We start from the raw sequence: 21,095 nt of genomic DNA on the forward strand, positions 1-21,095 counted from the left end.
CCCCGGGGTTCAGCTGCTGCTGGGGCTGGTGCCGGTGCCGCTGGTGGGCGGGAACGCGTAGACGTGGTCGGGGGTGACGATCTTGGTGATCGCCTCGGCGAAGAGGCTGCTGGGCTCGTTGCCGCCCACGGCGGTGTCGGTGTTGAGCAGCACGACCATGGTCGCCTTGGCCTCGGGGAGGTAGACGGTCACGCTCTGGTAGCCGGGCAGCGAGCCGTTGTGCCCGATCCAGCCGTGGTTGTCGAAGATGCCGAGGCCGTATCCGATGCCCGGGTAGGTGGTGGGGAGGTAGGCCGTGCGCTGCGCCTGCGTCGCCTTGCTGAGCAGGGTGCCGTCGGCCATGATGCGGGCCCAGGCCCGCAGGTCCTGCTGGTCGGAGATCATCGCGCCGGCGGCCCAGGCCCAGGAGGGGTTCCAGTCGGTGGCGTCGGCTTCCTTCCCGTCCTTCGTCTGCGTGGTGTAGCCGCGCGCGTGCGGGTTGGGGAAGGCACGCCCTTCGGGGAAGACGGTGTGCTTCAGCCTGGCCGGACCGAGCACCTTGCTCCGCATGTACTCGCGCAGCGGCATGCCGGCGGCCTTCTCCACCACCAGGCCCAGCAGGATCGTGTTGGTGTTGGAGTACTGGAACCGGGACCCCGGGCCGAACTGCGAGGGGTGCTGGAAGGCGTAGGCGAGCAGCTCGGCGGGGGCGAACTCCCGCTTGGGGTCGCCCTCCAGGGTCTTCTGGAAGTTCGGGTCGTCGGTGTAGTTGTACAGGCCGCTGCGCATCTCGGCGAGCTGCCGCAGGGTGATGCCGTCGCCGCCGGGCACCCCGTCCACGTACCGGGAGACCGGGTCGTCGAGCCCGACCTTCTTCTGGTCGACGAGGGTCAGCAGCGCCGTCACGGTGAAGGTCTTGGTCTCGCTGCCGATCCGCATGTACAGGTCGGGCGACATGCGTGCCTTCGACTTCCTGTCGGCCACACCGAAGGCGCGCACGTACGAGCCCTTGCCCGGGGCCCACAGCCCCACGATCACACCGGGTGCGCCGGTCTTCTTCAGGGTGTCCTTCACCGCGCCGTCGAGCTTCTTGACGGCGCTGCCCGAGAGCGCGGGGAAGCCCCCGTCGTCGCTCGGTGAGCCGCTGGGCGACGCCTGCACCGGGGAGGCGGACTCCGGCTCCGCCACCCGGCCCGGCTGCTCGGCCCGGGCGAGGGGCGAGGCCGGCGCGGACCTCGCCGTCCGGGTGCCCTCGGGGGAACGTGCGGTGTCCGCGGGACCGCCGCACGCCAGGGCCGTGGGGAGCGCGGCGGCGGCGAGCGCCGTCGCGAGGGCCCTTCGCACGGTGCTGCGGATCCGGGGCGGACGTGCGCACGTCTGCGTCATGTCAGTGCCTTTCGGCCGTGGAGTGGGGACGGGGCGAGGGCACGCCACCGCGAACGTAAGCCGCCCGCCGCGGCGGGGCGACCGGGCGGGCGGCGAGGCGCGCCCAGGCGGGTGACGGCCCTTGGGGGAGGGGGTCTTGACGGGGCGTCGGGTCGTTGGTTGAGTGGCTCATCCACTGGACCACTGGAGGTGTGATGGAAGCGCTGCCGCGTACGTCGATCGTGGACGCCCTGGAGGACCGGCTCCGCGAGGAGATCCTCACCGGCCGCCGTCCCGCCGGGACCCTGCTGCCGCCCGAGCGCACGCTGGCCGAGGGGTACGGCGTCACGCGCACCACCCTCAAGCACGCCTTCGGACGGCTGGTGCAGGCCGGGCTGCTGGAGACGCGGCACGGCGTCGGCACCCGGGTACGGGACTACGAACGCCTCGGCGGCGCCGACCTGCTGCCGATGCTCGTACGGCACGACGCGCGCTGGCTCGCCGAGATCTTCGAGGTCCGGCGCGGTGTGGGCACCCTGATCGCCGGCGCGGCGGCGGCGCGCGCGACCGGCCCCGCACGGGACCGGCTGCGGGAGCTGGTGGAGGCCGTGCGCGAGGCCGCGGACCCGGACGCGGTGCAGCTGGCGGACGCCGAGGTGCACCGGGCGCTGGCCCGCGCCACCGGCAACCGCGTCTACGTGCTGCTCACCAACACCCTCTTCAACGCCTATCTGCCGATGCGCCGCCACCTCGCGGGCCCCTTCCACGACGCGGAGGAGGCCTACGGGCGGCTGGCGCCGGTGGTCGCCGCGGTCGAGGCGGGCGACGGCGCGGCCGCGCGCGCGGCGGCCGAGACGTATCTGACGGCGACCGAGAAGGTCATGCGCGAGGGGCTGAAGTCCCGGTGAGCGCGGCCCGCGGGACGGTCTTCGCCGAGACCATGACCGGGACGGTCCGGTTGCGCGGCGAGGAGCGGGAGCGGGCGGTGCGGATGGAGCTGACGGCGCGCAGCGACGCGCTGCTGCTCCCGCACCGCACGACCCCGGCCCGGATCACCGGCCGGCTGCGCATAGAGGGCCGGGCCGACGACCCCGCCGCCACCGGCACGCTGGAGATCTCACCGCTGGCCCGGCGGCGCATCCACTACCGGCTGGAGTTCGAACTCGACGGCGCCCGCTGCCTCCTGGAGGGCTGGAAGTCCGTCACCCCGCGGCGGCCGCTGGCCTCCATGACCACGCTGCCCTTCACCCTCACCACCGAGGGCGACCCGGAGCCGGCCGGTACCGGCACCCTGCGGTTCCGCACGGCCGCCTCACTCGCGCCCTTCCTGGCGAGCTTCCGCTTCCCGCGCCGCGACGACCCCCGCGCGCAGTGGGCACCGCGCTGGGACGGCGCCGCGGGGCGCACCGAGGTCTGGTACACCACGGCCACCGACCCGGCGACCGGGACCGGCCTGTGGCTCCACCACGAACTCGTCGCCCCCGCCGACGGCTCCCCCGCCTTCGCCCACGGCTGGGCCGCGGTCTTCCCCCCGGACGGCAAGGGCCCCGTGGAGCACGCCCGCTTCGGCCCGCTGCCCTGGCACCCCGGGACCGGGGCCGAGGGTTTCGCGGCGGACGGGATCGAGGCCGTCCCCGGCCGGCTGCGCGGCACCGCCGGGCCCCTGTCCTGGGACCTCGCCGAGGACGCCGGCACCGAACAGCCGCTGTACACCTTCCCCCGCTGGTCGTGGCGGCACCCCCTGCTGCCCGCCGCGCAGATCGTGCCGTCGCCGCGCGCCCACTACACCGGCACGGTCCGCCACGGCACGGCCGAACTCCCCCTCCGCGCGGCCCCCGGAGCGTCGGCCCGCATCTACGGCCACGGCAACGCCCGGCGCTGGGCGTGGCTCCACGCCGACCTCGGCGGCGGCGACGTCCTGGAGATCGTCGCCGCCGTCTCGACCCGCCCGGGCCTGGACCGGCTGCCGCCGCTGGTCTTCCTCCGGCTGCGCACCAAGGGCCGCGACTGGCCGCGCGGCGGACTCCGCCCGACCCTGGGTCGCGCCGGGCTCGGCCGCTTCACCGCCGACATCGGCCTGCCCCGCTGGACGGTGACCGGCCGTGCCGGCCGGCGGCGGATCACCGTCCGGGTCGACCAGCCCGAGGAGCGCACCCTCGCCCTCGACTACGCGGACCCCGACGGCTCCCCCGCCGTCTGCCGCAACAGCGAGACCGCGGACGCCCACATCGTGCTGGAGCGCCGGGGCCGCGGCGGCTGGCGCACCGAGGCCGAGTGGACGCTGCTGGGCACCGCCCACGCCGAAGTGGGCGACCGGTGAGCGCCGCCGTCCGCGGTCTGGCCGCCGCGCTGCTGGCCGACGAGGGCGACGGCGACTGGCCCGCGGGCGTACCGCGGCGGCTGGACGGCCTGCTGGCGGCGATGCCCGCGCGGGCCCGGCACGGCTTCCGCGCGGCGGCGGCCGCGGTGGACGCCTACGCGGCGGCCCGGACCGGGCGGCGGCTGGGCCGCCTGACGCCGGGGGAGCGGGAGCGGCTGCTGGCGGGGCTCGCCGCGCGGCGCGCGCTGCTGCCGCTGCTGGACGTGGTGAAGGTCCCGGTGCTGCTGGCCGCGGGCACCGAGCGGCTGCTCGCCGAGCCGGCCCGCGCGGTTCCCGCGGCCCCCGAGGACCCGCCGCTGGACTGCGTGCCCGCCACGCAGTGGCCGGACCGCTCCCGCGCCGACGCCGTCGTCGTCGGCTCGGGGGCCGGCGGGGCGATGGCGGCGCGCACCCTGGCGCGCGCGGGACTGCGGGTGGTCGTCCTGGAGGAGGGGCGCCGGCACACCACCGCGGAGTTCGGACGGCGGGCCCCGCTCGACCGGTTCGCCGAGCTGTACCGGGACGGCGGCGCGACCGTCGCCCTCGGGAACCCTCCGCTGGTCGTGCCGACCGGACGCGCCGTCGGCGGCACGACGGTGGTCAACTCCGGTACCTGCTACCGCACTCCCGGCCATGTGCTGACCCGCTGGCGGGAGGAGTACGGGCTCGGCGCGCTCGCGGACGCGGAGACCTTCGGGGCGTACCTGGACGAGGTCGAGCGCACCCTGCGGGTGGCCCGGCAGCCGCCGGAGGTGCTGGGCCGCAACGGCTCCCTCGCCCTGCTCGGCGCCAGCGAGCTCGGCTGGCGGGCCGCGCCCCTGCGGCGCAACGCGCCCGGCTGCCGGGGCTCGTGCCAGTGCGTGGTGGGCTGCCCCGCCGGAGCGAAGCAGAGCGTGCAGCTGTCGGTACTGCCCGAGGCCTGCGCGGCCGGGGCACGGATCGTCACGGAGGCCTCCGTACGGCGGGTGCTGACCGAGCCCGACCGGCCCGGTGGCCCGCGCGCCTGCGGGGTCGCCGTACGGCGGCGCGACGGCAGCGAGCTGGAGATCCTCAGCCCGCTCGTGGTGGTCGCCGCGGGCGCGCTGCGGACTCCCCCGCTGTTGCGCCGCTCCGGGCTCGGCGGGCATCCGCGGACCGGCCGCAACCTGGCCGTCCACCCCGCCACCAGCGTCGCCGGGCGGTTCGCCGAACCGGTCGCGGACGGTGGTCCGGCCGTGCTGCAGAGCGTCGGGGTGGAGGAGCTGCACGAGGACGGCATCCTCGTCGAGGCGACCGCGCCGCCGCCCGGCATGGGCTCGTTCGTGCTGCCGGGCGTCGGCCGGGAGCTGCGGACCGAACTGGAGGACTCCGGACGGCTGGCCACCTTCGGCGCGATGATCGCCGACCGGCCCGGCGGGCGCGTCCTCGGCCGGGAGGGCGCCCTGCTCCGCTACACCCTCGACCCCCGCGACGGCCGCCGCCTGCTGCGCGCCGTACACGCGATGGGCGACCTGCTCTTCGCCGCCGGGGCCGAGGAGGTCCTCACCGGCATCCCCGCGGCCCCGCGGGCACGTGATCCGAAGGAATTCCGGGCGGCCCTGGAGGGGGTGACGGCCCGGCAGCTGCACCTGTCGGCCTTCCACCCCACCGGCACCGTGGCCCTGGGCGCGGACCCTGAGGTGGCGCCCGCCGACCCCGCGGGCCGGCTGCGCGGCGTGCACGGGGTACTCATCGCCGACGCCTCCGGGCTGCCCAGCTGCCCCGAGGTCAATCCGCAGCTCAGCATCATGGCGCTGGCCCTGGCCGTCACCGAGGGCGCGGTGCGGGCGGTCGGCTGAAGCGGAGCACCGCGCAGGTCGTCGTGCCGTGGGCGTAGAGCTTCCCGTCGTCGGCGCCGGTCACCCGCGCCTCGGCGGTGGCCGTCGTCCGGCCGACGTGCAGCGCGACGCCCTCGCAGCGCAGCGTGGGCGTGCCGGGGAGCACCGGCCGGATCATGTGCACCCCCAGCTGGACGGTGGTGTACGCGGCTCCGGCCGGGAGCCGGCTCATCACGGCCGAGCCGAGTGCCGAGTCCAGCAGGGTGGCCAGGAAGCCGCCGTGCACCGTGCCCATCGGGTTGAGCAGGTGGTCGCCGGGATCGCCCTCGAAGACCGCGCGGCCGTCGCCGACCTCGGTGAAGCGGAAGCCCAGTGTGCTCATGATCGAGGAGTCGGGGAAGCGGCCGTCGATGGCGCCCTGCAGGATCTCGCGCCCGGTCATCGCCAGGATCTCGGGACTGGGCTCGGGGCGCGGTTCCCAGGTGTGGGTGCGCGAGCGGGTGGCCGTGGCGGTCTCGTACGTCGTCATGGCACCGACGCTAGGCGTCGGCCCGGGTCGCCGGGAGTGGCGGATCCGGCAGCTTGGATACCGTTTCCGTCAGTCCGCCCGGGGCATGGTGCAGGTCGAAGGCGGGCGACTCGGACCGGATGCGCGGCAGCGTGCGGAAGTTGTGCCGCGGCGGCGGGCAGCTCGTCGCCCACTCCAGGGAGCGACCCCAGCCCCACGGGTCGTCGGCCTCGACCCGCTTGCCGTACTTGGCGGTCTTCCACACGTTGTAGAGGAACGGCAGGATCGACAGGCCCAGCAGGAAGGAGCTGATGGTCGAGACGGTGTTCAGCGCGGTGAAGCCGTCCGCGGCCAGGTAGTCGGGGATGCGCCGCAGCATGCCCTGCGCGCCCAGCCAGTGCTGGACGAGGAAAGTGCCGTGGAAACCGGTGAAGAGCGTCCAGAAGGTGATCTTGCCCAGGCGCTCGTCGAGCATCTTGCCGGTGAACTTCGGCCACCAGAAGTGGAGTCCGGAGAACATGGCGAAGACGACGGTGCCGAAGACCACGTAGTGGAAGTGCGCCACGACGAAGTAGGAGTCGGAGACCTGGAAGTCCAGCGGCGCGGACGCCAGGATGACGCCGGTGAGCCCGCCGAAGACGAAGGTCACGAGGAAGCCGGTCGCCCAGAGCATCGGGGTCTCGAAGCTCAGCGAGCCCTTCCACATCGTGCCGATCCAGTTGAAGACCTTCACCCCGGTCGGCACCGCGATGAGCAGCGTCATGAAGGAGAAGAAGGGCAGCAGCACCCCGCCCGTCACGTACATGTGGTGCGCCCATACGGTGGCCGACAGCCCGGCGATGGAGATCGTCGCCGCGATCAGCCCGGTGTAGCCGAACATGGGCTTGCGGGAGAAGACCGGTATGACCTCGCTGATGATCCCGAAGAAGGGCAGCGCGATGATGTAGACCTCCGGGTGCCCGAAGAACCAGAACAGGTGCTGCCACAGCAGCGCCCCGCCGTTCGCCGGGTCGAAGATGTGCACCCCGAAGGCGCGGTCCGCCTCCAGCGCGAGGAGCGCCGCGGCCAGCACCGGGAAGGCCATCACCACCAGCACGCCGGTGAGCAGCACGTTCCAGGTGAAGATCGGCATCCGGAACATCGTCATGCCGGGGGCGCGCATGCAGACGATCGTGGTGATGAGGTTGACCGCGCCCAGGATCGTGCCGAAGCCGGACAGCACCAGCCCCATGATCCACAGGTCGCCGCCGGCGCCCGGTGAGTGCGCCGCGCCGGAGAGCGGGGAGTAGGCGAACCAGCCGAAGTCCGCCGCCCCCTGCGGAGTGAGGAAGCCGCCCACCGCGATGAGCGAGCCGAACAGGTAGAGCCAGTACGCGAGCATGTTGAGCCGGGGGAAGGCGACGTCGGGGGCGCCGATCTGCAGCGGCATGATCCAGTTCGCGAACCCGGAGAACAACGGCGTCGCGAACATCAGCAGCATCACCGTGCCGTGCATCGTGAAGAGCTGGTTGAACTGCTCGTTCGACATGACCTGCAACCCCGGGCGGGCGAGTTCGGCGCGCATCAGCAGGGCCATCACCCCGCCCCCGCAGAAGAAGGCGAACGCCGTGCCGAGGTAGAGCGTGCCGATGGCCTTGTGGTCGGTGGTGGTCAGCCATGCCACCACGGACGCCGTACGCGGAAACCTGTGCCTCATGCCCGGTAGGTGTCCGGGCCCGCCCGCGGCGTCACGCGGAGAACATCACAGCGGCGGGGTGTGATGATCGGTCCCATGGCGGACACCAAGCGGTCATGAGCACGGACGAGGCGCAGTCACAGGCGTTCGCCGCTGCCTACCGCGAGCACTACTGGGCCGTCAGCCGCTACGTCGCCCGGCGGCTGGCCGGGTGGGCGGCGCACGACGAGGTGGAGGAAGTGGTGGCGGAGGTCTTCGCCGTCGCCTGGCGGCGCCGCGAGGAGCACGCACCGGACTCGCTGCCCTGGCTCTACGGGGTCGCCCGCAACTGCCTGGCGAACAACGTACGCGGACAGGGGCGGCGCCGGCGGCTGCTGGACCGGATCGGCCACCACGAGACGGCGCACGCCACGCACATCGTGCAGAGCCCCGGCTCCGACCGGCCCGGCGCCTGGGTGCACGAGGCACTGGGGCGGCTCGCGGCGGCCGACCAGGAGGTGCTGCGGCTGACCGCCTGGGAGGAGCTGGACGTCGGGGAACTGGCGGTGGCCCTCGGCTGCGGGCGCTCCGCGGCCGCCATGCGCCTGCACCGGGCGCGCCGCAGACTGCGCGAGCAGATCGACCGCATGGGGATGACCGTGACCCAGGAGGGACCATGACCGAGCTGGAGCCGGAGCTGGAGCTGCTGCGCCGGGCCGATCCCGTGCCGGCCGGCGACCCGCGCTGGCGCGACCGCCCCCTGGACGCATGGGCCGAACTGCGCCTCCAGCGGCTGCTGGACCCGGCGCCCGCGCCGCGCCCGACCGGCCGGCGCGGGCGGCGCGCCGGCCGGCTCGTCACGGGGCTGGCCGCCGCGGCGGCGGCGGTCGTAACCGTCCTGGCCCTCGTGCTCTCCGGGGCAGGCACCACCCCGGCGGTCGCCGCCCCGGTGGCGCTGCGACCGCAGGCCGGGTCCCGGGCCGTCCCGCTCGCCGACGTTGTCCGCGCGGCCCGGGAGTCGGCGGCGCGGGGCGGCGGCCCGGGCACCCGCAGGGGAAGCCACGTGATGATGTGGAGCATGAGCCTGGAGTCGGGACCGGGCGCCCGGCCGCCCGTCACCCTGCCCGAGGAGCACCTCACACGCTGGAACGCCGACGGCGGCGGCAGCGAACTGGTCGTCGCCACCGACCCCAGGCACCCAGGTGCCCCGGTGATCAGCGACTCCGGCGGCTCCCCCCGCACCGTCGCCGACGGCGAGGTGCTGCACCGCGCCTCGTACCCGCCGGGCACCCTCCCCCCGTACGGACTCTCCGGCACCGAGCCCCCCGACTCCGCGAAGGCGCTGCGGGCGTATCTGTCCCAGGTGTACGGCTGCGCCTGCGCCGGGGCGCCGGAGCTGCTGGACACGCTGACCTCGCTGCTGCACGACTGGACGCCGGGCGCCTCCGGCACCGTCGCGATCGACGAGCTCCTGGCCGCCGCCCCCGGCCTGCGGCCGGCCGGGGCGATCACCGACCGGCTGGGCAGGCGCGGCCAGGCCTACGTCCGCGACGCGGACGGGCTGCGCCGCATGCTCGTCCTCGACCCGGCCGACGGGCGCGTCCTGGGCATCGAGGTCACCTTCACGCAGGACCGGCCCGAGTACCGGGTGAAGGCCGGCGACGTCATGTCGTACGAGGCGTGGATGGACTGACGGCCCCGCCGACGCCCGGGCGGCGTCCCTGCCGGACGGCGGCCGCGTCGGTCCTGGGCAGTACCGCCCCGGGCGCCCGGCGCGGCACGTGATGTGCGTCGCACGAAGCAACCCCCCTTGCACGACAGCCGTCTTGACCGGCAACAGACGGCCCGGCGGGGCTGTGGACCGCGTCACTATACATGCAATGTATACGCGCTTTGTATACATGCACCGTATAGCTCGTCCCGCCGGCCCTCAGCCCGCAGACGGAAGGAATCCATGTACGGCAAGGCATTCGCGCCCGAGTACCAGGGCGCCCTCACCGCACTGTCCGTGAACTCCTCGCTGGTCGACGTGCTCGCCGCCGGCACCGAACGGTTACGCGCCGCCGAACGCGCGGGCGAGCGCGGGGAGGCGGCCCGCTCCGGGCTCGCGGTGGCGGAGGCACACCGGCGCCTGGGGCAGGTGGCGGACGCCGACCGGGCCTGGAAGGCGAGCTACCGCGCGGCCCGGGACGCGGGCGACACCGGCGCGATGGCCTGGGCGCTGTGGAGCGGCGGCACCCTCGCCCGGCAGCGCGGTTCGCTGGCCCTGGCGTGGCGGCTGCTGGGCCTCGCCGCCGAGATCGGTGAACACGCCGGCGACGTCGTCGTACGCGGCTACTCCCTCGCGGGCCTGGCGGAGACCGGCCGCATCCAGGGCGACTACGCCGCCGTCGGGGCGCTGCACGAACGGCTGCTGGCCGAGGCCCGCGAGCGCGGGGAGGCCCGGCACACCGTGTGGGCCCTGGAGGGCATCGCCCAGATGCACCGCAACACCGGCTCCTACGACACGGCGTACGCCATGTTCGAGGAGGCCGCGGAGATCGCCGGCCGCGCCGACGACCGCCGCGGCCGGGCCTGGGCGCTGCGCGGGATGGCCGACATCGTCTCCGTGCGGGACGGGGACGCCGAGCGCGCACTGGAACTGCTCGCCGAGGCCGAGGCGACCTGCCGGGCGATGAACCTGTCGAGCGCGCTGGCCTACAACCACAAGATGCGCGGCAACGTCCTGTACCGCGCCGGGCGTTACGAGGAGGCGCGCGAGGTCTACGCCCGGGCGCTGGCGGAGTTCCGCGCGATGAGCGAGCCGCGCGGCACGGCACTGGCCCGGCTCGGCCTGGTCAAGTCGCGCGCCAGGCTGGGCCGCGACCGCGCCGCCACGGCGGCGGAACTGGCCGGGCTCGCCGGCGAGCTGGAGCGGATGGGCCTGCGGCACGCCCGCGAGATGGTGGCCCGCGCACAGGCCGAGTTCGGGTCGGCGTCCGGGACGGAGGCGGCGCGATGACCGGGACGGCGCAGGCCACCGCGACACCGACGGCGAACGAAATCCTCGACCGCTGCCGGGAATCGGTGCGCCCGGCGCTGGCCGAGGCGGTGGGGCGGCTGCACCCGTGGCCCGGGGAGATGGCGGCCTACTCCTTCGGCTGGTGCGAGGTCGGCGGCGCGCCCGCCGAGGGCGCCGGCGGCAAGGGGCTTCGGCAGGCTCTGGCCGTACTGGGCGCGCAGGCCGCCCGAGTGCCCGGCGGGGCGGGGGTCGCCGGCGCGGTCGCGGTGGAACTGGTGCACGCCTTCTCGCTCCTGCACGACGACATCATGGACGGCGACGCGACCCGGCGCGGCCGCACCGCCGTGTGGAAGGCGTACGGCACGGGCCCGGCCGTGCTCGCGGGCGACGCCTTGTTCGCGCTCGCCGTGGGGACGCTGGCGGCCGCCCCGGGCCCCCACGGCCCGGCGGCTGTAAGGCACTTGTCGGCTGCGCTGAACGACCTCGTGCACGGGCAGGCCGACGACCTGCTCTTCGCGTCGCGCCCGTGGACCGGCCCGGAGGCCGTAGGGGCGGAGGAGTACCGGGCGATGGCCGAGCGCAAGACGGGGTCGCTGCTCGGCTGCGCGACCGCGCTGGGCGCCGTGCTCGGCGGGGCGCCGCCGGAGACGGCCGCCGCGCTGGAGCGGGCCGGGCGGCACCTGGGTGTGGCCTTCCAGGTGGTGGACGACGTTCTGGGGATCTGGGGCGATCCCGCCGTGACCGGCAAGCCCGTCCACGGCGACCTGCGGGAGGGGAAGAAGACCCTCCCTGTGATAGCCGCGCTCAACGCCCGCGTCTGGAGCCCCGGCGGTCCTGCCGCCCGGCGGCTCGCCGGGCTGCTGTCCGCTCCCGGCGCCCTGGACGCGGCCGGTGCCCGCGACGCCGCCGCGCTGATCGAGGAGGCCGGCGGCCGCGCCGCCGCCCTCGACGAGGCCCGCCGGCACCTCGCCGCCGTGGACGCCTGCCTCGACAGTGCGCCCCTGGCACCCGGGCCGACGGGCGAACTGCGGACGCTGCTCTCCTTCCTGTTGCGGCGCGAGGTGTGAGGCCATGGGGGCGCGGACCCCGCTGTCCGCGCCCCGTCCGGCTAGCGCGCGGCCAGGACCGCCAGCCGCGCCGCGGCCGTGCCGAGCCCGGTCGGACCGGCGGGCAGCCGGGTTCCCCCCACCGGGCGGCGCAGTTCGTCCTCGTCGTAGCGGCGGCAGCCGCGGTGCCAGGTCAGAATGCCCGCCAGCCAGTTCTCCAGCTCGCGCACATAGCCGTCCAGCACCGCCCGCGCCTCCGCGCCGAGCCCGAAGTCGTCGTACAGCAAAGGCAGTTCGTTCGCGGCGACGTGCTGGAACTGCCTCATCCGCCCGGTCATCAGGTCGTGGACGATGGCGAGCGAGGCCGCCTCGTCGCAGTCGAAGAAGTTCTGCACCACCACAAGGGCGTTGTGGATCTCCCCCTCGTACTCGATCTCCTTCTGGTACGAGAAGACGTCGTTCATCAGGCAGGCGTAGTCGGCGGCGGAGTTCTCCAGCGACCGCAGCGGCCCGCAGCGGTAGACCTCCTGCGGCACCTGCTTGCCGTGGCCCAGCCGGCACAGGCTCATCGTCAGGTCGGAGCCGAAGGTGCGGCGGCGCATCTCCAGGTAGTCGACCGGGTCGGGGACGCGGTTCTGCGCCTGGTTGGCCAGCTCCCACAGCCAGCTGCCGGTCATGTTCTCGATGGCGGCGCGGAACCGGCGGCGCGCCTGCGGCTCCATCGGCCCGGCCGTGCGCGCCCACAGGTCCGCCAGGCCGCGCTCCAGGGCGGTGGCCGGGGCCGGGGCGGCGGAACCGTCGACCGGCATGAAGGCCGGCAGGCGCGCGTTGGCCGCGCGGGCGCCGGCCAGGTCGCGGGTGCGCCCGTACACCGCCGGGAAGTAGTCGTCCGCGTAGGTGCCCCAGGTGAGCCACCCCGAGGTGAGGTCCAGCCCCTCGGCGGGCGCGTCGGGGTGGATGGCGGCGGCGCACAGCGGGAAGTCGAAGGCGACCAGCTTGTGCTCGTCCCACACGTGGGAGTGCGGGACCCCGGGCTGCGGCATCAGCAGGCCCATCCGGTGCGCCCAGTCGACGACATGGCGCCGGGCGGCGTCCAGGTGCGGGCTGAGCGTGGCCGGGAAGGGCATGAGGAAGTCGGGCAGCGGGGTCGGCCCGGTGCGCCGCGGCACATGGCGGAAGCCGCGGGCGCGGGCGGCCTCGGCGCGCCCGGTGGTCCGCACGGTGCCCGCCGACAGCCCGAGCCCGCCGGGCAGCGCGAACGGCGACCACCCGGCGTCCCGGGCACCGGCTCCGCCGCCGTTCATGTAGCGGCTGGAGCGCATGTGCCACTCGTGGCCGCCGGACTGCCAGTCCTGCAGGCCCTTGACGTACGCCAGCACGCGCGCGCACTGCTCCGGGTCGAGCCCGTGCTCGGCGAAGAGCAGCGGCAGCTCGGTGAGGACGGTGTTCTCGAACTGCTGCAGCCGGGAGGTCAGCAGGTCGTTGACCGACTCCGCGGCCTCCTGCGTCGTGCAGCCCAGGAAGGACTCCAGGACCAGCACGCCGTTGCTGAGCTCCCCCTCCTCCTCGGTCTCGCGCTGGTACGAGAACAGGTCGTTGCGCAGGTGCACCCCGTCGGAGAAGGCGTCCCGCAGCACGAGCAGCGGCCGCGCCCCGGCGACCACGGCCGGCACCTCGGCCCCGGCCGCGTACTCCACCAGCCCCGCGGACCAGGGCGCGCCGCCGACCTTGCGGCGCATCTCGATGTACTCCACCGGGTTGGGCACCCGGCCCGCGTTGATGTTGGACAGCTCCCACAGCGACTCGTTGAGGAGGTGCTCGGTGTTCTCGGCGAAGCGCCTGCGCCAGTCCAGGGACATCGCGGGCACGGTGCGCGCCCACAGGTCGGCGAGGCCCGCCTCCACCGGGTTGGCCGGCTCGGGCATCCCCTGCGCCAGGTCCATCGGCATGAACTCCGGCAGCCGGTCCAGGTACGCCTTGCCGCCCTCCCGGTCCTGCGTGCGCTTGAACGTCTCCAGGAAGTGGTCGTCGAAGAAGAAGACCCACACGTACCAGTCCGTCACCAGGGACAGCGCCGGCCCGGAGCAGTCCGGGTGCGTGTACGCGCACAGCAGCGCGTAGTCGTGCGAGTCGAGGTCGCCGGTGTCCCAGATGCCCGAACCCTCGAGCATCCCCATGTCGCGTGCCCACGTCCTGGAGTGCTCCCGGGCCTCCTCCACATGGGGGTTCAGTCGCGGCGGGTGCGGCAGGTAGAAGTCGGGCAGTTCGAATGGCTGCGTCACTCGTTCAGCGCTACCCGGGACCATGGGCGCTATCCGGCATGACGGACAACCCATACGAACGGGTGAAAACGGTTCCGGCACACCCGAGGGCCGGCCCGCGCGCCGCGGGCCGGCCCTCGGCCGTCGTCCGTCCGCCGGGGATCAGGCCCGCTGCTCCCCCCAGCTCCGGCACAGCGCCCAGATGATGAAGACGTCGAGGGCGATGACGATGATCGCCCACACCGGGGTGTACGGCATCCAGGCGAAGTTCACGATGATGTTGAACGCCGCCAGGGCGACACCCGCGACCCGGGCCCAGTCGGGGGCGTTCTGGAGCAGGGCGGCGCCGACCACGATGACGAGCACGCCCAGCACGAGATGGATCCAGCCCCAGGCCGTCAGGTTGAACTTGAAGACGTAGTCGCCGAGGCGGACCCAGATGTCGTCCTTGGCGATGGCGGAGATGCCTTCGAAGATCATCACGACACCGGAGACGATCAGCAGGATCCCGGCGAAAGTGGTACCGCCCGTCGCCCACCCGGAGTGCGGGTGCTTGGTGACCGGCTGCGTCTGCTGACTCATGAGATGGCTCCCATCCCTTGCCGCCCGGGCTCGCTGCCCGGACACTCCACACGGTCCGCCCGGATGGCGGGTACGGCCATCCGCGCTGCGCCGTCCGGGTGATACGCGGGCGTCAAACCCCGGCAGGGGAGATCATCGGTGCATGGCAACCACACTCCGCCTCGCCCAGCAGCCCGAGGCCGACGCCCTGCTCTCCCGCAGCCCGCTCGCCGCCCTCGTCGGCATGCTGCTCGACCAGCAGGTCCCCATGGAATGGGCCTTCTCCGGCCCGTACACCATCGCGCAGCGCATGGGCGGCGACGACCTCGACTGCGAGGAGATCGCGGCCTACGACCCCGAGGCCTTCTCGGAGCTGCTCTCGCAGAAACCGGCCGTCCACCGCTACCCGGGCTCGATGGCCAAGCGGATCCAGCAGCTCTGTCAGTACCTGGTGGAGCACTACGACGGCGACGCCGAGGCGATCTGGCGCGAGGTCTCCGACGGCCGGGAGCTGCTGGCCAGGCTCAACGAGCTGCCCGGTTTCGGCAAGCAGAAGGCGCAGATCTTCCTGGCCCTGCTGGGCAAGCAGTTCGGCGTGACGCCGCAGGGCTGGCGGGAGGCGGCGGGCACGTACGGGGAGCGGGGCTCGTACCGGTCGGTTGCCGACATCACCGGCCCCGAGGCACTGGACAAGGTGCGGGCCTACAAGCAGGAGCTGAAGCGGGCGGCCAAGGAGGCGAAGGCCGCGAAGGAGTCCTGAACCGGCCCGTCCCGCCCGCACCCTGCTCCATTCCTTGACCAAGGCATCACCCTTCCGTGGCGCAGCAACGCCCGTCCGTTCCCAGCACGTCACGCACTGTCACGGAACCTCAAGGTCGCCCTGGAGCTCGCCGACTCCCACGCCAAGCCCGCCAACAAGGTCCGCTTCGCCTGGTGGTCCGCCGAGGAGTACGGACTGCTCGGTTCCGAGGCGTACGTCGCCGGGCTCAGCGACGCGCAGCGCGCGCAGATCGCGCTCTACCTCAACTTCGACATGATCGCCTCGCCCAACGCCGCCTACTTCGTCTACGACGGCGACGACTCCGACGGCGTCGGCTCCGGGCCCGGCCCCGAGGGCTCCGCCCAGCTGGAGAAGGGCATCAACGACTTCCTCGACGGCCGCCGCGTCCCGCACGAGGGCACGGACTTCACCGGCCGCTCCGACTACGGCCCCTTCATCGAGGCGGGCATCCCCGCCGGCGGCACCTTCACCGGCGCCGAGGGGATCAAGACCGAGGCCCAGGCCGCCCGCTACGGCGGCACGGCGGGCGTCGCCTACGACTCCTGCTACCACCAGGCCTGCGACGACCTCGGCAACATCGACATGAGGGCCTTCGACGTCAACATCGACGTCATCGCCGACGCCGTGGGCCACTACGCCTACGACACCGGGTCCGTGCGCGACTAGGCGGGTCCGGAGCCCGTCGGCGCTAGCGGCGCCTGCGTTTGGACGTGCCGAAGAGGGACCGGGTGATCTCGTGCCCGATCTGGGTGCCGATGGAGCGGGCCAGCGACTGGAAGACACCGCTGCCCATCACCTGCTCCACGACACCCGGTTCCTCCTCCGCCCGCTCCCCGCGCCCACGGGTGCCGGGGGACGGGGCGGACGCGGGCGTCCGCCCCGGCGCGGGCCGCTCGCTCAGCCGTTCGTACGCCGACTCCCGGTCCACCGCCTGGGCGTAGCGCCCGTACAGCTGCGAGTTCCTGACCGCCGCGTCCATCGCCGCCGGGTCGGCCGGCCCCATCAGCGATCGCGGCGCCCGCAGCCGGGTCGCGGCGACCGGGGTGGGGGCGCCCTCCTCGTCGAGCACGGTGACCACGGCCTCTCCGGTGCCGAGTCCGGTGAGCAGTTCCTCCAGGTCGTACGGGGAGGTGGGGAAGGTGCGCACCGTCGCCTTGAGCGCCTTGGCGTCCTCCGGGGTGAAGGCGCGCAGCGCGTGCTGCACCCGGTTGCCGAGCTGGCCGAGCACCGCGCCGGGCACGTCCTTCGGCGTCTGCGTCACGAAGAAGATCCCGACGCCCTTGGAGCGGATCAGCCGCACGGTCTGCGTGATCGCCTCCAGGAACGCCTTGCTCGCCCCGCTGAAGAGCAGGTGCGCCTCGTCGAAGAAGAAGACCAGCTTGGGCCGGTCCACGTCACCGACCTCCGGCAAATCCTCGAAGAGGTCGGCCAGCAGCCACATCAGGAAGGTGGAGAACAGCTGCGGCCGGTCCTGCACGGCCGGCAGCTCCAGTACGGAGACGATCCCCCGCCCGTCGCCGTCCGTCCGCAGCAGCTCGGCGGTGTCGAACTCCGGCTCGCCGAAGAAGGCACCCGCCCCCTGCGCCTCGAAGGTCGTCAGCGCCCGCAGGATCACCCCGGCCGTCGCCGGCGAGACCCCGCCGATCCCCTTCAGCTCTCCCTTCCCCTCGTCGGAGGTGAGGAAGGTGGCCACGGCCCGCAGGTCCTTCAGGTCCAGCAGTTCCAGGCCCTTGGTGTCCGCGTAGTGGAAGATCAGGCCGAGCGACTGCTCCTGCGTGGTGTTGAGGCCCAGCACCTTGGAGAGCAGCACGGGCCCGAAGCTCGTCACCGTCGCCCGCAGCGGGATGCCCCGGCCCATGCCGCCGAGGGCGTAGAACTCGGCGGGACAGCCGGCCGGACTCCACTCCTGCCCCACCTCGGCGGCCCGCCGCGCGATACGGTCGCCGGACACGCCCGGGGCGGAGATGCCGGAGACGTCGCCCTTGATGTCGGCCAGGAAGACGGGCACGCCGTTGGCCGACAGCTGCTCGGCGATCAGTTGCAGCGTCTTGGTCTTGCCCGTGCCGGTGGCGCCCGCGACGAGCCCGTGCCGGTTGAGCACGGCCAGCGGGACGCGGACGGGGGAGCCGGGCAGGACGCCGCCCTCCCACAGCAGCGCGCCGAGTTCGAGCGCGGGTCCGGTGAAGGCATAGCCCTCGGCGATGGTCCCGGCGGCACCGGGTGGGGTCGGCGTGGTCATGGGCTGCTCCGCTGCTCCCGCTATCACCGTATTTGCCCACCATCGCACTCCTGCGCCATTGCTGCGCCCGTACGCCCTTGCCCGGTAGGCTTTCCGTGTGATCTTCAAGCGCATCGGAAACGGGCGGCCGTACCCCGACCACGGCCGGAAAAGCACCCGTGAATGGGCGGACGTCGCCCCACGTCCGGTACGCCTCGACCAGTTGGTCACCACCAAGGGGCAGCTCGACCTGGAGACCCTCCTCGCCGAGGACTCGACCTTCTACGGGGACCTGTTCGCGCACGTCGTGAAATGGCAGGGCGACCTCTACCTCGAAGACGGCCTCCACCGGGCCGTGCGCGCGGCGCTGCAGCAGCGGCAGGTGCTGCACGCCCGGGTGCTGGAGATGGACTGACCCCCACTCAGGACGCTTTCGCCCTTTCGGGTTCAAGTACCCATCATTGACCCCGATTGGTTGATCGTTTAGTAGGCCCGGGGCGGTTATCGCACTACGCTGCGCACATGAGCATGCTGACGCCCCCCGGCATGGGCGGAAAGTACCGTGTCACCGGGAACCAGTACCCGCGGATGCGCCGTCCCCGCAGCCGGGTGCGCATCGTGGCGGCGGTCGTCGCGGCCGTCGCCGTGGCCGGCCTCGCCGGCTGGGGCACGCTGCAACTGGTCGACGTCTTCGGCGGCAAGTCCACGGCGCCCAGGACCGAGGCCGCCAAGGCCGCCAACGCCGCCAAGGAACACACCTGCAAAGCCGGTGCCGCTCCCGGCCCCGCCTCGACGGTTCCCACCGCCTTCCCGGAGCCCGGGCAGCTCACGATCAACGTCTACAACGCGACCGCCAAGGGCGGCCTCGCCAAGGACACCGCCGACCAGCTCGCCGCGCGCGGCTTCAAGGTCGGCACCTTCGGCAACGCCGACCCCGAGTACGACCGCAAGGTGAAGGTGGCCGCGCTGCTCATCGGCGGCCACGGCCCCAAGGCCGAGGCCGCCATGAAGCTGGTCAGCGCCCAGATCAAGGGCACGACCACGCTGAAGCCGGCCGCCGCCGGCTCCAAGCGCCCCACCGGGACGGTGGACCTCATGCTCGGCAAGGGCTTCACCAAGCTCTCGGGCGAGAAGGCCGTCGAGAAGGCCCTCGCCGTCCTGGCCCGCCCGAGCGCGGCCCCGAGCCCGGGCACCTGTTAGAGCCCGTCGCCGGTGACCGGCCGCGCGACGCTCATGCCGCGGCGGCCGGTGCGGTGCGCCGTTCGGGCGGCCGAAGGTGCGGCCGCCGGACGTGCGGCGGCCGGTCGTCAGCCGGCCGTGCCGTAGAGGCGGTCGCCCGCGTCGCCCAGGCCCGGGACGATGTAGCCGTTCTCGTTGAGGTGGTCGTCGACGGCCGCCGTGACGACGGTGACGGGCTTGCCGGCCAGGGCGCGCTCCATCGCCTCCACGCCCTCCGGGGACGCGAGCAGCACCACGGCCGTCACGTCGTCGGCGCCGCGCTCGATCAGCAGGTCGATCGCCGCGATCAGGGTGCCGCCGGTGGCCAGCATCGGGTCCAGGACGTACACCTGCCGGCCGGACAGGTCGTCCGGCATGCGGGTGGCGTACGTCTTGGCCTCCAGGGTCTGCTCGTCGCGGATCATGCCGAGGAAGCCGACCTCCGCGGTCGGCAGCAGGCGCACGAGGCCCTCCAGCATGCCGAGCCCGGCCCGCAGGATCGGCACCACCAGCGGGCGGGGGTGGGACAGGCGTACGCCCGTGGTGCTCGCGACCGGCGTGGTGATGTCCACCTGCTCGGTGCGCACGTCACGGGTCGCCTCGTAGGCGAGCAGGGTGACCAGCTCGTCGGCCAGCCGCCGGAAGGTCGGCGAGTCGGTGCGCTCGTCGCGCAGGGTGGTGAGTTTGTGCGCCACCAGGGGGTGGTCGACGACGTGGATCCGCATGTCCACGACTCTAACGTTCGCCCTGGGCCCGGGCCCGCCCGGCGTATACGCCCGGCCAGGCTTTGAACCACCCTGAAGAGGGAAAGCGTGCACTTACGCCCGGACTGTCCCGGCCGGGCACGTGGATCTCTAGGGGTGGTGCCCCATGGCGGAGCGCGGCAGCGACGGCGCCGGCGCGGACGACACGGGCGACGCCCGTACGCAGCAAGAGCGTGACGCCGAACGCAGACGGCGCCGCGCCATGTTCCTGCGCGAGCTGAACGAGGCCAAGGAACTCCGCGACCGCGTCCAGCCGCGCCGGGCGCGCGCGGCACGGGCGCGCCAGCAGATGCGGATGCGGACGTTCCGCTGGTAGTCCCCAGGTCGGCACAATGTCCGTACCTGGCGGGCGCCGGCGGGTCCGCGCAGGCCGCCCCGCGGAAAAAAGCCGGAAGGCCTCACACGACGCAGCGCGGAAGACCCTTCGCAAAGCCGAGGTTTCTGCCACGATGCCGAGTGTGGGCGGGGACCTGCGCCAGATCATTCGGCTCCCGCCCGAAAGTCCGGACGGCCTGAGACCTGTGGGAGAGTCACGGTGTACTTCGCCGCACTGCTCGCGCGCACCGAGGACGGTTGGGAAGCGCGCGAGACCGATCTCGACGATGTGGAAACCCTCGGCGACCTGACCGACTTGGCCCGGGCGGCTTCAGCCGAGGAGGATACGGTCCTGGTCTTCATCGAACAGGAGGACGCCTGGTTCGGCGTCGTCCGCGTCGACGGTGAGGAGGACCCGCGGATCTACGTCTCCGACGCCGCCGCGGCGGCCCGGAGCTCGTACGGGGAGATCCTGCTGACCGACGAGCTGCTGGGCCGCGACCCGGAGGACCTGGACGAGATCGTCGACCTCGACGGCACCGAGGAAGGTGACGCCGACGACCTCGACGACGACGTGGTCCCCGGCCCGACGGAGGTGCACGTCCCCGTGGGCCCGCTCGGCGACGCCGAGCTGCTGGCGGACTTCGGCATGAGCGACAAGGAACTGCTGGCCCTCAGCGGCGACGGGGCGCTGACCGGGGAGGCGCTCGGGGAGATCGCCGACTCGCTGGGCTGCGCCGACGTCCTGGAGGCGGTCCGCTGACCGGTCCGCCCGATCCGCTGCGCGACCCCTGGGTCTCCCCGATGCGGCTCGCGCTCGAGGAGGCCGCGCTCGCCCCGCGCACCGGCGACGTGCCGGTGGGCGCGGTGGTGCTGTCCCCGCAGGGCACGGTCATCGGCCGCGGCCGCAACGAACGCGAGGCGGTCGGCGATCCGACCGCCCACGCGGAGGTGCTCGCCATCCGCGAGGCGGCCAAGGCGCTCGGCGAGTGGCGGCTGACCGGCTGCACGCTCGTGGTGACCTTGGAGCCCTGCACGATGTGCGCGGGCGCCATCGTGCTGTCCCGCCTGGACCGCGTCGTCTACGGGGCCCTCGACGAGAAGGCCGGCGCGGCGGGCTCCCTGTGGGACCTCGTCCGCGACCGCCGTCTCAACCACCGCCCCGAAGTGATCCACGGCGTGCTCGCCGGGGAGTGCGGTGAGCTCCTCACCCGCTTCTTCCGATCAAACGATTTCGGAGCACACCCGGACGTCCGCTAAGCTCTCTCT

At 73.5% G+C, this 21,095-nt stretch carries 20 protein-coding genes and 1 pseudogene; 14 read left to right on the plus strand and 7 right to left on the minus strand.

The window, feature by feature from the left end; translation table 11 throughout:
• Positions 1-9 precede the first annotated feature (9 nt).
• Entirely contained in the window at positions 10-1,365 is a 1,356-nt protein-coding gene (locus ACWDAS_RS10955; RefSeq protein ID WP_450388565.1) for a serine hydrolase domain-containing protein, read from the minus strand.
• A gap of 194 nt (positions 1,366-1,559) precedes the next feature.
• On the opposite strand from ACWDAS_RS10955, the gene ACWDAS_RS10960 reads away from it, so the two are divergent.
• Genes ACWDAS_RS10960 through ACWDAS_RS10970 form a run of 3 tightly spaced genes read left to right on the plus strand, consistent with a single transcriptional unit; the run spans position 1,560 to position 5,520 of the window.
• Positions 1,560-2,252 (plus strand): FadR/GntR family transcriptional regulator, encoded by a 693-nt coding sequence (locus tag ACWDAS_RS10960; protein ID WP_450388566.1) that lies wholly within the window; start codon positions 1,560-1,562, stop codon positions 2,250-2,252.
• On the plus strand, positions 2,249-3,664 hold the full coding sequence (locus ACWDAS_RS10965) for a hypothetical protein (RefSeq protein ID WP_450388567.1): 1,416 nt from the start codon (positions 2,249-2,251) through the stop codon (positions 3,662-3,664). The genes ACWDAS_RS10960 and ACWDAS_RS10965 overlap by 4 nt, the downstream gene beginning before the upstream one ends.
• Positions 3,661-5,520, plus strand: a complete 1,860-nt coding sequence (locus tag ACWDAS_RS10970; protein ID WP_450388568.1) for a GMC family oxidoreductase N-terminal domain-containing protein — start codon at positions 3,661-3,663, stop codon at positions 5,518-5,520. The genes ACWDAS_RS10965 and ACWDAS_RS10970 overlap by 4 nt, the downstream gene beginning before the upstream one ends.
• Here the strand turns inward: ACWDAS_RS10970 and ACWDAS_RS10975 are convergent.
• Positions 5,489-6,028 (minus strand): PaaI family thioesterase, encoded by a 540-nt coding sequence (locus tag ACWDAS_RS10975; protein WP_450388569.1) that lies wholly within the window; start codon positions 6,026-6,028, stop codon positions 5,489-5,491. The two genes, ACWDAS_RS10970 and ACWDAS_RS10975, sit on opposite strands and share 32 nt — an antisense overlap.
• A gap of 10 nt (positions 6,029-6,038) precedes the next feature.
• The gene (gene ctaD, locus ACWDAS_RS10980) at positions 6,039-7,703 is read right to left on the minus strand and encodes an aa3-type cytochrome oxidase subunit I (protein ID WP_450388570.1); all 1,665 of its coding nucleotides are present in this window, start codon (positions 7,701-7,703) and stop codon (positions 6,039-6,041) included.
• A 95-nt stretch (positions 7,704-7,798) separates the two neighbouring features.
• Here ctaD and ACWDAS_RS10985 point away from each other — a divergent pair, with 95 nt between their 5' ends.
• From ACWDAS_RS10985 to ACWDAS_RS11000, 4 genes are all read left to right on the plus strand, one after another.
• Positions 7,799-8,341, plus strand: coding sequence for an RNA polymerase sigma factor (locus ACWDAS_RS10985; protein ID WP_450388571.1), 543 nt, complete (start codon positions 7,799-7,801; stop codon positions 8,339-8,341).
• Positions 8,338-9,354 (plus strand): CU044_5270 family protein, encoded by a 1,017-nt coding sequence (locus ACWDAS_RS10990; RefSeq protein ID WP_450388572.1) that lies wholly within the window; start codon positions 8,338-8,340, stop codon positions 9,352-9,354. Before ACWDAS_RS10985 ends, ACWDAS_RS10990 begins: the two co-directional genes overlap by 4 nt.
• A gap of 261 nt (positions 9,355-9,615) precedes the next feature.
• Positions 9,616-10,662 carry a tetratricopeptide repeat protein gene (locus ACWDAS_RS10995; RefSeq protein ID WP_450388573.1) on the plus strand — a complete coding sequence of 349 codons (1,047 nt, stop codon included), beginning with the start codon at positions 9,616-9,618 and terminating at the stop codon, positions 10,660-10,662.
• Positions 10,659-11,729 (plus strand): polyprenyl synthetase family protein, encoded by a 1,071-nt coding sequence (locus ACWDAS_RS11000; RefSeq protein WP_450388574.1) that lies wholly within the window; start codon positions 10,659-10,661, stop codon positions 11,727-11,729. The genes ACWDAS_RS10995 and ACWDAS_RS11000 overlap by 4 nt, the downstream gene beginning before the upstream one ends.
• A gap of 41 nt (positions 11,730-11,770) precedes the next feature.
• On the opposite strand, the gene ACWDAS_RS11005 is transcribed toward ACWDAS_RS11000, so the two are convergent.
• Complete coding sequence (locus tag ACWDAS_RS11005) at positions 11,771-13,990, minus strand: family 2 encapsulin nanocompartment cargo protein terpene cyclase (RefSeq protein WP_450388575.1); 2,220 nt, start codon at positions 13,988-13,990, stop codon at positions 11,771-11,773.
• Positions 13,991-14,131: 141 nt separating this feature from the next.
• Positions 14,132-14,551, minus strand: coding sequence for a DUF7144 family membrane protein (locus ACWDAS_RS11010; RefSeq protein ID WP_450388576.1), 420 nt, complete (start codon positions 14,549-14,551; stop codon positions 14,132-14,134).
• A gap of 142 nt (positions 14,552-14,693) precedes the next feature.
• On the opposite strand from ACWDAS_RS11010, the gene ACWDAS_RS11015 reads away from it, so the two are divergent.
• Both ACWDAS_RS11015 and ACWDAS_RS11020 read left to right on the plus strand, forming a co-directional pair.
• Positions 14,694-15,290, plus strand: a complete 597-nt coding sequence (locus ACWDAS_RS11015; RefSeq protein ID WP_450388577.1) for an HhH-GPD-type base excision DNA repair protein — start codon at positions 14,694-14,696, stop codon at positions 15,288-15,290.
• 108 nt (positions 15,291-15,398) lie between these two features.
• A pseudogene (locus tag ACWDAS_RS11020) lies at positions 15,399-15,968 on the plus strand (M28 family peptidase); the annotation flags it as partial.
• Between the two features lie 31 nt (positions 15,969-15,999).
• Here ACWDAS_RS11020 and ACWDAS_RS11025 read toward each other — a convergent pair.
• On the minus strand, positions 16,000-17,550 hold the full coding sequence (locus ACWDAS_RS11025; protein ID WP_450388578.1) for a helicase HerA-like domain-containing protein: 1,551 nt from the start codon (positions 17,548-17,550) through the stop codon (positions 16,000-16,002).
• 97 nt (positions 17,551-17,647) lie between these two features.
• Between ACWDAS_RS11025 and ACWDAS_RS11030 the strand changes: the two genes are divergently transcribed.
• The gene (locus tag ACWDAS_RS11030) at positions 17,648-17,944 is read left to right on the plus strand and encodes a type II toxin-antitoxin system VapB family antitoxin (protein WP_319134963.1); all 297 of its coding nucleotides are present in this window, start codon (positions 17,648-17,650) and stop codon (positions 17,942-17,944) included.
• Between the two features lie 107 nt (positions 17,945-18,051).
• Positions 18,052-18,729, plus strand: coding sequence for a LytR C-terminal domain-containing protein (locus ACWDAS_RS11035; protein WP_450388579.1), 678 nt, complete (start codon positions 18,052-18,054; stop codon positions 18,727-18,729).
• Positions 18,730-18,836: 107 nt separating this feature from the next.
• Here the strand turns inward: ACWDAS_RS11035 and upp are convergent, their stop codons facing one another.
• Entirely contained in the window at positions 18,837-19,472 is a 636-nt protein-coding gene (gene upp / locus ACWDAS_RS11040; RefSeq protein ID WP_450388580.1) for a uracil phosphoribosyltransferase, read from the minus strand.
• 145 nt (positions 19,473-19,617) lie between these two features.
• On the opposite strand from upp, the gene ACWDAS_RS11045 reads away from it, so the two are divergent.
• From ACWDAS_RS11045 to tadA, 3 genes are all read left to right on the plus strand, one after another.
• Positions 19,618-19,827: a hypothetical protein gene (locus ACWDAS_RS11045; RefSeq protein ID WP_450388581.1), complete on the plus strand. Its 210-nt coding sequence runs from the start codon at positions 19,618-19,620 to the stop codon at positions 19,825-19,827.
• Between the two features lie 219 nt (positions 19,828-20,046).
• Entirely contained in the window at positions 20,047-20,589 is a 543-nt protein-coding gene (locus ACWDAS_RS11050; RefSeq protein WP_450388582.1) for a tRNA adenosine deaminase-associated protein, read from the plus strand.
• 41 nt (positions 20,590-20,630) lie between these two features.
• Positions 20,631-21,086, plus strand: a complete 456-nt coding sequence (gene tadA, locus ACWDAS_RS11055; protein WP_450388583.1) for a tRNA adenosine(34) deaminase TadA — start codon at positions 20,631-20,633, stop codon at positions 21,084-21,086.
• Positions 21,087-21,095: the final 9 nt, after the last annotated feature.

Source organism: Streptomyces sp. NPDC001070 (assembly GCF_053598835.1).

Excerpts from the sequence above, each read along its gene's own strand:
- ACWDAS_RS11035 (WP_450388579.1), top strand. The coding sequence starts at position 18,052 with ATGAGCATGCTGACGCCCCCCGGCATGGGCGGAAAGTACCGTGTCACC.
- ACWDAS_RS11045 (WP_450388581.1), top strand. The coding sequence starts at position 19,618 with ATGGCGGAGCGCGGCAGCGACGGCGCCGGCGCGGACGACACGGGCGAC.
- ACWDAS_RS10955 (WP_450388565.1), bottom strand. The coding sequence starts at position 1,365 with ATGACGCAGACGTGCGCACGTCCGCCCCGGATCCGCAGCACCGTGCGA.
- ACWDAS_RS11025 (WP_450388578.1), bottom strand. The coding sequence starts at position 17,550 with ATGACCACGCCGACCCCACCCGGTGCCGCCGGGACCATCGCCGAGGGC.
- ACWDAS_RS10990 (WP_450388572.1), top strand. The coding sequence starts at position 8,338 with ATGACCGAGCTGGAGCCGGAGCTGGAGCTGCTGCGCCGGGCCGATCCC.
- ACWDAS_RS11000 (WP_450388574.1), top strand. The coding sequence starts at position 10,659 with ATGACCGGGACGGCGCAGGCCACCGCGACACCGACGGCGAACGAAATC.
- ACWDAS_RS10975 (WP_450388569.1), bottom strand. The coding sequence starts at position 6,028 with ATGACGACGTACGAGACCGCCACGGCCACCCGCTCGCGCACCCACACC.
- ACWDAS_RS10985 (WP_450388571.1), top strand. The coding sequence starts at position 7,799 with ATGAGCACGGACGAGGCGCAGTCACAGGCGTTCGCCGCTGCCTACCGC.
- upp (WP_450388580.1), bottom strand. The coding sequence starts at position 19,472 with ATGCGGATCCACGTCGTCGACCACCCCCTGGTGGCGCACAAACTCACC.
- ACWDAS_RS10995 (WP_450388573.1), top strand. The coding sequence starts at position 9,616 with ATGTACGGCAAGGCATTCGCGCCCGAGTACCAGGGCGCCCTCACCGCA.
- ACWDAS_RS10960 (WP_450388566.1), top strand. The coding sequence starts at position 1,560 with ATGGAAGCGCTGCCGCGTACGTCGATCGTGGACGCCCTGGAGGACCGG.
- tadA (WP_450388583.1), top strand. The coding sequence starts at position 20,631 with ATGCGGCTCGCGCTCGAGGAGGCCGCGCTCGCCCCGCGCACCGGCGAC.
- ACWDAS_RS11015 (WP_450388577.1), top strand. The coding sequence starts at position 14,694 with ATGGCAACCACACTCCGCCTCGCCCAGCAGCCCGAGGCCGACGCCCTG.
- ACWDAS_RS11010 (WP_450388576.1), bottom strand. The coding sequence starts at position 14,551 with ATGAGTCAGCAGACGCAGCCGGTCACCAAGCACCCGCACTCCGGGTGG.
- ctaD (WP_450388570.1), bottom strand. The coding sequence starts at position 7,703 with ATGAGGCACAGGTTTCCGCGTACGGCGTCCGTGGTGGCATGGCTGACC.